Origin of the sequence: Myxococcus xanthus (genome assembly GCF_013116825.1) — a bacterium.
GTDB classification, from domain to species: domain Bacteria; phylum Myxococcota; class Myxococcia; order Myxococcales; family Myxococcaceae; genus Myxococcus; species Myxococcus xanthus_B.
Genome location: NZ_JABFNS010000191.1, coordinates 1 through 12,846 on the forward strand (window position 1 = coordinate 1; position 12,846 = coordinate 12,846).

Below are 12,846 nucleotides of genomic sequence, written 5' to 3' on the forward strand. Positions count from 1 at the left end.
GTGCACTTCGTGCCGTCGATGCTGCGCGCCTTCGTGGAGGAGCCCGGGCTGGAGGGGCTGGGAAGCCTGCGGCGGGTGGTGTGCAGCGGCGAGGCGTTGAGCGCGGAGTTGGTGAAGAAGGCGTACGTGCGGCTGCCCGCGTCGGTGGGGGTGCACAACCTCTACGGGCCGACGGAAGCAGCGGTAGACGTGACGTACTGGCCCTGCCCTCGAGGAGAGGACTTCCACCGGGTGCCGATTGGCCGGCCGGTGGCGAATACGGTGCTGTACGTGCTGGACACGCACGGGCAGCCGGCGCCGGTGGGCATTCCGGGCGAGCTGCACATTGGCGGCGTGCAGGTGGGACGCGGGTACTGGAAGCGGCCGCAGTTGACGGCGGAGCGCTTCATTCCGGATGCCTTCAGCGGCATACCGGGCGCGCGTCTGTACCGCACCGGAGACGTGGCGCGGTGGTTGCCGGACGGCACGCTGGAGTACCTGGGCCGGGCCGACTTCCAGGTGAAGCTGCGCGGCTTCCGCATCGAGCTGGGTGAAATCGAGACCGCGCTGCGCACGCATCCCGGCGTGCGTGACGCCATCGCCGTGGTGCGTGAAGACGCCCCGGGCGATCAGCGCCTCGTGGCCTACGTCACGGGAGAACCGGCGCCGGACGTGTCGGCGCTGCGGGCACGGCTGGCTGAGCACCTGCCGGCCCACATGGTGCCCACGGCCATCGTGACGCTGCCGTCCCTACCTCTGTCTCCCAACGGAAAGGTGGACCGCAAGGCTCTACCGCTGCCCGTTGCCACCCCTGTCCCCGGGGCTTCCGCCCCGCCCGTGCAAGAGCGCATGACTCCGTTCCAACAGCGCGTCGCCGCCCTCTTCCGTGAACTCCTTCGCGTGGAGCACGTGGGCCTGCACGACGACTTCTTCGCATTGGGAGGCCACTCGCTTCTGGCGACCCAGCTCATCTCCCGGCTGCGGTCGACGTTCGGCGTGGAGCTCTCCCTCAACGCGCTCTTCGACGCGCCCTCCGTGGCCCGCGTCACCGAGCTCGTAGAAGAAGGCATGCTCCTGCGCGTCAGCGCGCCCCAGATTCCGGCGCTCCGGCCCGTGCCACGCGATGGGAACCTGCCGCCGTCCTTCGCGCAGCAGCGACTGTGGCTCATCGATCAGCTCCAGCCCGGTGGCAGCCAGTACAACCTGCCGGGAGCGCTCAGGCTGGAAGGCGCGCTGGACACCGAGGCCCTGCGCCGTGCGCTGGCGTACCTCGTCAAACGCCATGAGCCGCTGCGCACCAGCTTCGTGATGCGTGACGGTGACCCCATCCAGGTCATCCACCCCGCGGCGGACTGGGCGCTCCCCCTGACGGACCTCTCGAGCCTGCCGGAAGGCGATCGGGAGCCCGAGGCGCGCCGGCTGGCCGCCACGGATGCGGGCCAGCCGTTCGATTTGAGCGCGGGCCCCCTCCTGCGCACCCTGCTGTTGAAGCTGGACGCGGAGCTGCACGTGCTGGTGCTGACCATGCACCACATCGTGTCGGACGGTTGGTCGCTCGGCGTCATCGTGCGCGAGGTCGCCGCCGCCTACGATGCGTTCGCCCAGGGCCGAAGCCCGGCGCTGCCGCCGCTGCCCATCCAGTACGCGGACTTCGCGTCCTGGCAGCGGCAATGGCTCCAGGGCGAGGTGCTCACCGCGCAGGTCGATTGGTGGAAGGAGCAGCTCGCCGGTGCGCCTCAGGTGCTGGACCTGCCCACCGACAAGCCGAGGCCCACCCATCGCTCGCAGTTCGGCGAGCTCTTCCCCGTTCATCTGCCCCAGGACGTGGTGACGCCGTTCCTCGCGCTGGCGCGCCAGGCGGGGGCCACTCCGTACATGGCGCTGCTGGCCGTGTGGCAGGTGCTGCTCTCGCGTTACAGCCGGCAGGAGGACCTGTTGGTGGGATCGCCCATCGCGGGCCGCCGCCACGGCGAGGTCGAAGGCCTGGTCGGGTTCTTCGTCAACACGCTGGTGCTGCGGGCTCGGGTGCGTCCGCGAGACTCGTTCCGCGCCCTGCTCGCGCAGGTCCGCGACACCACCCTGGCTGCGTACGAGCACCAGGACCTGCCCTTCGAGAAGCTGGTCGAGGAGCTCCAGCCTCGCAGGGACCTGGGCCGCAATCCGCTGGTGCAGACCTACTTCTCGCTGCTGAACACCCCCACGGGCCCGGTGCGGGCCACGGGCCTCACGCTGAGGCCGGCGGAGGTGGAAATCGGGACCTCGCGCTTCGACCTGGGGCTCGCCCTCACGGATGACGCCGACGGCCTGCGCGGCGCCATCGAGCACAGCACCGACCTCTTCGAGACCGCCACCATGGCTCGCCTCGCCGGGCACCTGCGCGTCCTCGTGGAGTCCGTGACCGCCGCTCCGGACCAGCCGCTGGGCACGCTGGACATGCTCACCCCGGGCGAGCGTCAGCAGCTCCTCCGGGATTGGAACGACAACGCGGCCCGGTACGACGGCGCTGGGGGCACCATCGCGGAGGTCATCGCGCGGCACGCCTCCCTGCGCCCCTTCGCCGTCGCGCTGGCGTGTGGTGACGAGACGCTGACGTTCGAGCAGTTGGACACGCGGGCCAACCAGCTCGCGAACCTGCTCCGTGCGCGAGGGGTGAGCACGGAAGTGCTCGTGGCCGTGAGCCTGGACCGGGGCACGGCGTGGGTCATCGCGATGCTGGCGGTGCTCAAGGCCGGAGGCGCCTTCGTGCCGCTGGACGCGTCGTACCCCGCGCAGCGGCTGGCCATCATGCTGGAGGACGCGCCACCGCGCCTGCTGCTCACGTCGCGGGCCAACCACGCCAGGCTGCCGCTCCCCGACAGCGGGCTTCCCACCCTGCTCCTGGAAGAGCTGGACCTGTCGGAGTGGCCCACCACGTCCCCAGTGTCCGACGTGGGACCGAATCACCTGGCCTACGTGATGTTCACGTCCGGGAGCACGGGGCGCCCGAAGGGCGTGGCCATCCCGCACCGGGGCGTGCTCCGCCTCATGCACAGTGAGCCCTTCATCCGCTTCGGCGTCCGGGAGACGGGGCTCGTCATGGCGCCCGCCTCGTTCGACGGCTCGGTGATGGAGCTGTGGATTCCGCTGCTCAATGGAAGCGGCGTCGTCCTGTATCCGCCGGAGGCGCAAGCCAGCGACCTGGACACGCTGTCCCGCGTGGTGGAGCGCCACGGCGTCACGCTCATCCACTTCCCCGCGGGCCTGTTCTCACAGGTGGTGGAGCACCGGACCGACCTGCTGAAGAAGCTGCGGGCCATCCACGTGGTGGGTGACATCCTGTCCGCCCCCCACACGCGGCGCACGCTGACCACCACCGGAGTCCCCGTCACCAACGGCTACGGCCCGACGGAGAACTCCATCATCTCCACGAGCTACACGGCCCATGAGGCCTCGCAGTTCGGGGCCTCCGTGCCCATTGGCCGGCCTGTCTCGAACACGCAGGCCTACGTGCTGGATTCGCAGCTCCAACTGGTACCCATAGGGGTGCCGGGCGAGCTGTACGTGGGCGGTGAAGGGCTCGGGCGCGGATACGTGTCGCGGCCGGACCTCACTGCGGAGCGCTTCATCCCCGCCCCCTTCGCCACCCAGCCCGGCGCGCGCCTCTACCGGACGGGAGACCTGGTCCGGTGGCTCGCGGACGGCACGCTGGAGTTCATTGGCCGCATCGACAATCAGGTGAAGGTGCGCGGGTTCCGCATCGAGCTGGCGGACGTCGAGGCCGCGCTTCGCACCCAGCCCGGCGTGCTGGAAGCCGCCGCCGTGGTCCGCGAGGACATCCCCGGTGACAAGCGACTGGTGGCCTACGCCATGGGGCGCGATGACGCGCCGCTGGATGTCGCGGCGCTCCGCGCGGGCATGCGTCAACGGCTCCCCGAGTACATGGTGCCGTCCGTCTTCGTGGTCCTCCCCACGCTGCCGCTGAGCACCAGTGGCAAGGTGGACCGGAAGGCGCTCCCCGCGCCGGACAGCGCGTCCACGGGCCGTGAAGGCCACTTCGTGGAGCCATCGAGCCCGCTGGCGCAGCAGCTCGCAGCGCTGTGGGCGAAGGAGCTGGGCACGGAGCGCATCGGCCTCCATGACCACCTCTTCGATGACCTGGGCGGAACGTCCCTGTCGGTCGTGCGCATCGCCAAGCGCATGCAGGAGACGTTGAACCGGGAGGTGCCGGTGGTGTGGCTGTTCGAGCACCCCACCGTGGACGCGCTGGCCGCCGTCCTGGAGCGCGCCGCGAAGGTGGACGAGGTCCCCACCGCCCCCGCGCGGCCCGAGACTGCTGCCGAGCCGAGCGCCGAGGTGAAACCCGCCACGGGCTCCGGCCTGGTCGCCATCGTGGGCATGTCGGGGCGCTTCCCGGGCGCCAGCTCCGTCCAGGACTTCTGGCGGAACCTGCGCGACGGTGTGGAGTCCATCTCCCGCTTCACGCCCGAGCAGTTGGAGCGGATGCCCGGCCTGCCCGAAGGCTTGGAGCTGTCACAGCACCCGGCCTTCGTCCCGGCCGGCGGTGTCCTGGACGGCATCGACGGGTTCGACCCGGGCTTCTTCGACCTGTCGCTGCGCGAAGCGCAGTGGATGGACCCGCAGCAGCGGCTCTTCCTCCAGACGGCGTGGTCCGCGCTGGAGGACGCGGGCATCGACCCGGAGCGCACGCCCGAGGCCATCTCGCTGTACGCGGGCGCCGTCGACTCCGGCTACAAGGACGCGGTCCGGGCCACGCTGCCGCTGGATGGCGCGGCCCTGTTCGAGCTCTACGGCACCGCCACCCATGAGAGCCTGGCCACCAAGGCGTCTTTCAAGCTGGGGCTCACCGGTGAGAGCGTCCTCGTCTACACGGCGTGCTCCACGGGGCTCGTCGCCGTCCACCTCGCCTGCCAGAACCTGCTGGCGGGGCGTTCAGGTGTGGCGCTGGCGGGGGCCACGCGCATCGCCGTCCCGCAGCGCACCGGCTACGTCTACCAGGAGGGCATGATCCTCTCTCCGGACGGACACTGCCGGAGCTTCGACGCGAACGCGCAGGGCACGGTGTCTGGAAACGGCGTCGCGTGCGTGGTCCTCAAGCGGCTGGAGGATGCGCAGCGGGATGGTGACTCCATCTACGCCGTCATCCGGGCCACGGCGACCAACAACGACGGGCGCTACAAGTCCGGCTACACCGCCCCCAGCGTCCAGGGCCAGGCGGCGGTCATCTCCCAGGCGCTCGCGCGCTCCGGCGTGCGGGCCCAGGACATCGGCTACGTGGAGGCCCACGGCACGGCGACGCCGCTGGGCGACCCCATTGAGGTGGCCGCGCTCCAGCGCGCCTACGGCCTGGGCGCCGATCACCGGGGCACCATCGCCCTGGCCTCGCTCAAGAGCAACATGGGGCACATGGACACAGTGGCGGGACTTGCGGGCCTCATGAAGGTCGCGCTGTCCCTGCACCATGGCGAGGTGCCGCCCAGCCTGCACTTCGAGCGGCCCAATCCGCAGATCGACTTCGACGCCAGCCCCTTCTTCGTCAACACCACCCTGCGGCCGTGGCCGAGGACCGAGACGCCGCGGCGCGCGGCCGTCAGCTCCTTCGGCATTGGCGGCACCAACGCCCACGCAGTGCTCGAGGAGTCCCCCATGGCGCACAGCGGCTCCACCACGCGCTCACACCACGTCGTCACGCTGTCCGCTCGCTCCGCCGAAGCGCTGGAAGCGGCGGCGCGGCAGCTCGCCGGGCATGCAGAGGCCTACGCCGCGGACCTGTCCCTGGCGGACGTGGCCTTCACACATGCCGTGGGACGCAAGGCCTTCGAGTTCCGGCGCACCGTGGTGGCCCGGGACGCCGCGGACCTGACGGCGCGGCTGCGCAAGCCGTACACGCCGGTGAAGGTGGCTGATGCCGACGTGAACCGCCGCCGGGTGGCCTTCATCTTCCCGGGCCAGGGCGCGCAGCAGGCGGGCATGGGCCGCGAGCTGTACGAAGCGGAGCCGGCCTTCCGCGCTCACGCGGATGCGTGCCTGGCGCTGCTGGCCCCCGCGCTCCGGGAGCGGGTCCGCGAGGTGCTGTTCGCCGGGCCGGGGATGGACGCGGCGGCGGTCGCTGATACCCGTGCCGCCCTGCCCGCGCTGTTCACCGTGGAGTACTCGCTGGCCCGGATGTGGATGGACTGGGGCCTGCGGCCGTACGCCGTGCTGGGGCACAGCTTCGGTGAGTACGCAGCCGCGTGCTTGTCCGGTGTCCTGTCGCTGGAGGACGCGATGCGGCTCGCCGTGGCGCGTGGCGAACTGATGCACCGCATGCCCCCGGGCGCGATGCTCGCGGTGGCGATGCCAGAGTCCCAGGTGCTGCCGCTGCTGACGGGCCGGCTGTCGCTGGCGGCCATCAACGCACCGGATCGCTGCGTCGTCGCCGGCCCCATCGCGGAGGTGGAGCGGCTTCAGGAGGAGCTGCGCCGCCGTGAAGTGGGCACCGTGCGGATGCCCGCGCCGCACGCGTTCCATTCGGCGGACGTGGAGCCGCTGATGCCGGCGCTGGCGGACGTGGTGAACTCGCTCCAGCGGCATGCGCCGACGCTCCGTTACGCCTCCAGCGTCACGGGACGGTGGGCACTGGCGAACGAGCTGGCCCAGCCGGACTACTGGGCGGCGCAGATGCGCCAGCCGGTGCGCTTCACGAATGCCGTGGGGGCGCTGCTCGAAGAGGGATGCAGCCTGTTGCTGGAGGTCGGCCCGGGGCAGGACCTGACGCCGCTGGTGCGCGCCTGCCTGGGGCGCGACAAGGAGCGGGTCAAGGCGGTGGCGACGCTCCGCCGTGGCGGCACGACCCCGGAGCACGCGAGCCTGATGACCGCGGTGGGCGAGCTGTGGACCCTGGGCGTCTCGGTGGACTGGAACGTCTTCTACGGCCACGAACAGCGGCTGCGCCTGCACCTGCCCACGTACCCGTTCCAGGAGAAGCGCTGCTGGGTGGAGGCTCCGGCGCGGCCGGCGCAGGCGGCCATTCCCGCGCTGGCGAATGGCGTCGGGCACGCGGCTGTGCCCGCCTCGGTTGCGGCGTCGGGTGTGCCGGATTCGTCCGCGCCGTCATTCCAGGCCCCAGGCGGTTTCGCGACGACCGGCGCACCGAAGCCTGTGGCGGCTCCGCCGATGGTCCAGGCGTCCGGAGACTTCGCGGCGCCCGGAATCCCCCAGACCTACGGCAGCCTCGCGGCCCCTCAGGCCACGTCGCCGCATCAGGCCCAGGGGACGCCCGCGCCTGCACCCACCTCCGAACGTGAAGACGCGCCGCGAGGCGACATCGAGGAACGGCTGGCGGCGCTCTGGCGTGAGCGGCTCGGCCTGACGTTCGTGGGCCGCGACGACAACTTCCTGGAGATCGGCGGCAACTCGCTGATGGCTGCCCAGCTCCTCAACCAGGTGCGGTCCACGTTCGGTGTCCAGCTCCCCCTGGCCGCGCTGTTTGAGGCCCCCACCGTGGCGGGCATCGCCCAGCGCATCGAGCCCCTGCTGCGTCAGGCCCCGGTCGTGGAGGCCACCCGCGAGCTGCCCATCGTCCCGCTGCCTCGCGACCGGCCCCTGCCGCTGTCCTTCGTCCAGGAGCGCGTCTGGCGCCTGGAGCAGCACCTGCCGGGCCTGTCCGCGTACAACATTCCGTTCGTCTTCCGGCTGGAAGGCGTCGTGGACGCGGTCATCCTGGAGCGCGCCGTCCAGGAGATCATCCAGCGCCACGAATCCCTGCGGACGACCTACGACGTGGTGGATGGCCGCCCGGTCCAGCGCTTCCACGCGCGGATGCACGTCCCGCTGGTGCGCCTGACGCTCACCGGCACCCCCGAACAGCGCGAGGCCGAGGCGATGCAGTTGGCCCGCGAGGACGCCGCGAAGCCGTTCGATCTGGTGAAGGGCCCTGTCGTCCGGACCACGCTGCTCCAGCTCGACGAGCGCGTGCACATCCTGCTGGGCAACATCCACCACATCGTCAGCGACACGCTGTCCGTCAACATCTTCATCCACGAGCTGTTCCAGTGCTACGCGGCCTTCCAGCAGGGCCGTCCAGCGCCCCTGCCGCCGCTTTCCGTGCAGTACGCGGACTTCGGCGCATGGCAGCGGCAGGTCATCGCAGAAGGGCGTCTGCCCGAACAGGAGCAGTGGTGGCGCAACCAGTTGGCCGCCATGCCTCGGCAGCTGAACATCGCCACGGACCGGCCGCGCCCCAAGACGAGTCCGCTGACGTCGGTGCGCATGCCGGTGTCCTTCTCGGCCGCGCTGTCCCGGGAGGTGGCGGAGTTCGGAAAGCGTGAGAGCTACACCCCGTACATGATGGTGCTCGCCGCCTGGCAGGCGCTGCTGCACCGCTACAGCGGGCAGACGGACATCATCGTTGGTACACCCATTGGCAACCGCACCCGGCCGGAGCTGCTGCCGCTCATCGGCTACGTGGCGCACTCGGCCGCGTTCCGCACCAGCTTCGCGGATGACCCGACGTTCCTCGAGCTCCTGTCCCGCGTGCGGCAGGAGGTCAACGACGTCCAGTTGCGTCCGGACGTGCCCTTCGAGCACCTCGTGGAGGCCCTGGTCCCCGGCAAGGACATTGGCCGGGGACGGCTGACGGACACCATCTTCGTCTTCCACACCACCGTGGGAGGCACGGCCGCCGCGCTGGAGCTGACCGGTGTCCGCGGAACCATGGTGGAAGTGCCGGACGCCCCGGTGCAGTGGGGCGCGACGCTGTCCGACCTGTCCCTCGTGCTCGGCGATGACGCCGGCCGCATCAGCGGCGCGCTGGAGTACGCCACCGAGCTGTTCGACGAAGCCACGGCCCGGCGCATCGTGGAGCACCTCCAGGTGCTGTTGGGCTCGGCGCTGGCCCGGCCCTCGGAGCGCATCTCCCGGTTGCCCCTGGCCACGGAGGAGGACCGGCGCGCCTGGCCCGCCCCCCTTCCCCGGCCCGTCTCCACGCCGATTCCCTCACGGCTGTCCCAGCGCGCGGCCCGTCAGTCGGGAGCCGCCGCCGTCATCCAGGGCTCGACGTCGTGGACCTGGAGCGACCTCGCCCTGCGTGCGCGCAACGTCGCCGCTCGGCTGCGAGCGCTCGGCGTGCAACCCGGTGAGCCGGTCGCGGTCTGCCTGAAGCCGTCCCCCGCGAAGCTGGCCGTCCTCTGGGGTGTCCTGGAGGCCGGTGGCGCCGTCGTGGCCGTGGGCCCCACGGACCTGGGGCGCCTGGCGGACTTCGCGTCACCCGGAGCCCGGGTTCCGGTGCTCGTCACGTGGCGAGGCATCATGACCGCCGCGCGGCTGGATGCGGCGCGGGTGCTCCATGTGGAGGACGCGCTGGATTCCTCCGGAGCGCTGGCGGAGCGCCCGGCTCCGGCCCCGGAGTCGCTGGCGTGGCTGCTGCCCGTGGGCGCCAACCAGTCGCCGTGGGCCCTGGTGCATCAGGGGCTCACCGAGCTCTTCGACGCGCTCGACAAGCGGCTGCGGCCCGCGGAGGGCGCCACGTGGGTGGCCGCCGCGGAGTCCTCGGCGGAGCGCCCGGAGCTGGAGGCCCTGTGGGCCCTGTCACGCGGGCTGACCGTGACGTTCCCCTCCGAGCAGGTGACGGCCCAGTGGGAAGTCCTCCAGGGCGGCGGTCCTCGCCAGGGCGCGATGGACCTGAGCCTCATCTACTTCGCCAACGATGAAGACTCGCTCGTGGGGCCGAAGTACGAGCTGTTGGTCGAGGGCGCGAAGTACGCGGACGCCAACGGCTTCTCCGCGGTGTGGACGCCGGAGCGGCACTTCCACTCGTTCGGCGGCCTCTATCCCCAGCCCGCGGTGGTGGCGGGCGCGCTGGCCACCATCACCCGCAACCTGAGCCTGCGCTCGGGCAGCGTCGTCCTCCCGCTGCACGACCCGCTGCTGGTCGCCGAGCAGTGGTCCGTGGTGGACAACCTCTCCGGAGGCCGCGCGGGTCTGTCGATTGCGACGGGCTGGCACGTGGCGGACTTCACCTTCGCCCCGCAGAACTTCGAGGATCGCCGCAACGTCCTGCTGCGGAACCTGGAGACGGTGCGCGCCCTCTGGCGAGGCGAGAAGCTCCGCCGTCCGGGTGGCGGCGGCGTCACGGTGGAGGTCGGCCTGCGGCCCAAGCCCGTCCAGAAGGACCTGCCCGTGTGGCTCACGGCCGCCGGCAGTCCGGAGACGTTCCGCCTGGCCGGCGAAGTCGGCGCTGGCGTGCTCACCGGTCTGCTCACGCAATCACTGGAGGAGCTGAAGCAGAAGGTGGGGCTCTACCGCGAAGCCTGGCGCCGCAATGGGCATCCAGGCCGTGGCCACGTCGCGTTGATGCTGCACGCGTTCATCGGCGATGACGAACAGGAGGTGCTGCGCACGGTCCGCAAGCCGCTGCTGAGCTACTTCCGGAGCTCGGCGGAGATCACCGCCACGCTGCTGGCCGCGCAGGGTTACCAGGGCGAAATCGACAAGGTGTCCGAAGAGGACGTGAATGCCCTGCTCGAACACACCTTCGAGCACCACGCGAAGGGCACCGGCCTCATCGGCACGGTGGAGAGCGGCGTGCAGCGCCTGCTCCACGTCCGGGAAGCCGACGTGGACGAAGTGGCCTGCCTCATCGACTTCGGCCTGGATACGCCCGTGGTGCTGGAGGGCCTGCGCCGGTTGACCGTGATTCGCGAGCGCCTGGAGCAGGACGCCTCGCAGCGGAAGGTCCAGCGGCAGGCGGAGGGCACGTTGGCGGTGGACGAACTGCTGGCGCTGGCCCGGCAGTCGGGCGCCGTCCTCCTGCATGCCTCGGCGCGGCTGGCGCGAACGCTGGTGGAGCTGCCGCAGGCCCGCGAAGCACTGGAGCCCGTGGGTGCGCTCGTCCTGGACGGTGCCTCCACGGAGCTGGCCCTGTCGCTGCACCGGAACCTGGGAACGGAGGTCCTGCTCGCGGGTGCCGCTGGCGAGGGAGGCCTGCTGCCGCGGCCTCCGACGGAACGCGTCCCCGAAGGGCTCCAGTCCTGGGTGCTGGACCCGGCCGGATTGCCGGTGCCCCCCGGTGTCGTCGGTGAGCTGGCGCTGGAGGGCGCGGGTCTTCCCTGGGACCTGTGGCGCGCCAATGAGCAGGAGCGCCGCCGTTTCGTGCAGCACCCGTCGAGCAGTGAGGCCCGTCTCTTCCGGACCGGGCGGCACGCGCGGCTCCGCGTGGACGGCCACGTGGAGCACGTCACCCTCCCCGCCGCGCCCAAGGCGCAGGCCCCCGCGCCGAAGCCCCAGCCGAAGGCGCCCGCGCCCGCTCCGATGCAGCAGCCCGAGCCCTCAACGATTCCCCGCGTGCCCCGGACGCGGCCACTGCCCCTGTCCTTCGCGCAGCAGCGGCTCTGGTACCTCCAGCAACTCGACCCGGGCAGCACGGCGTACAACAACGGATCCAACTTCCGTCTCACCGGCCCGCTGAACGTCGAGGCGCTCCAGGCCGCGCTCAATGAAGTGGTGAAGCGGCACGAGGTCCTCCGCACCACGTACCAACTGACCGAAGACGGCGCGGTGCAGATCATCCACGCGGAGGGCTCGCTGCCGGCGCTGGTGGAGGACATCCCCGGCGACTCGGCGGAAGCGCGCGAAGCGGAGATGCTGCGGCGGTGCGCGGCGCTCGCGGCGCTTCCCTTCGATCTCGAAAAGGGCCCGGTGGCGCGCGCGTTGCTGCTCCGGATGGGACCGGAAGACCACGTCCTGAGCCTGATGCAGCACCACGTCATCTCCGACGCCTGGTGCACCCTGGTGCTGGGGCGCGAGTTGTCGGTGCTCTACTCCTGCTTCAGCGCGGGAATCCCCTCTCCGCTTCCGCCGCTGGAGGTGCAGTACGCGGACTACGCGGTGTGGCAGCGCAAGTGGCTGGAAGGCGCGGTGATGGAGGGGCAGGTCCGGTGGTGGAAGGAGCAGCTGACGGGTGTCCCGGCGCTCGAGCTGCCCACGGACCGGCCTCGGCCCGCGGTGCAGTCCTACGCGGGTGGCAGCTACCGTTTCGAGCTGCCACCCGAGGTCACCCAACCGCTGCTCGCCTTGGGGCGGCGCGAGGGCGCTACTTCGTTCATGGCGCTCATGGCGCTGTTCCAGGCACTGCTGGGACGCACTTCGGGGCAGGAGGACTTCGCGGTGGGCATTCCCACGGCCGGCCGCTCCCGCCCGGAGGTGGAGGGGCTGCTGGGCTGCTTCGTGAACACGCTCGCGCTGCGCGCGCGGCTGGAGGGCGCCCCGTCGTTCCGAGAACTGCTTGGCCGCGTGAAGCGGCATTCGCTGGACGCGTTCGCGAACCAGGACGCGCCCTTCGAGCGCGTCATCGAAGCGCTCCAGTTGCCGCGTGACCAGAGCCGCACGCCCGTGTTCCAGGCCGTCCTCAACGTGATCAACACGCCCACCGTGGACGTGTCGTATCAGGCGCTGAAGCTGAGCGAACTCGGCCTCTATCCAGACACCTCCAAGTTCGACCTGAGCCTGGAAGTCGTCGAGCGGCAGAACACCCTTTACTGCCGCTTCGAGTACGCAACGGGCCTCTTCGATGGTGTCACCCTGGAGCGGCTCGCGGGCCATCTGACCGAGCTCGCCCGGGTGGTCGTCGCCACGCCGGACCTGCCGCTGCATCGTGTCGCCATCCTCTCGGAGGACGAGCGCCGCCAGGTACTGAAGGGCTTCCAGGGACGTGAGATGGCGCCCGCTTCCGAGGCGACCATTCACGCGCTGATGGAGGCGCAGGCGGCGCGCACGCCGGACGCGGTGGCGGTGTCGTTCGAGTCGGAGCGGCTGACGTACCGGGAGCTGGACGCTCGGGCCAACCAGGTGGCGCACCACCTGAGGGGGCTGGGAGTGGCCCCGGAGTCGCTG

Annotated in this window: 1 protein-coding gene; it reads left to right on the plus strand. The window is 71.1% G+C overall.

Annotation, left to right across the window (positions count from 1 at the left end; all coding sequences use genetic code 11):
• On the plus strand, positions 1-12,846 hold a 12,846-nt coding region (locus tag HNV26_RS34495; RefSeq protein ID WP_171445150.1), incomplete at both ends, for a non-ribosomal peptide synthetase/type I polyketide synthase.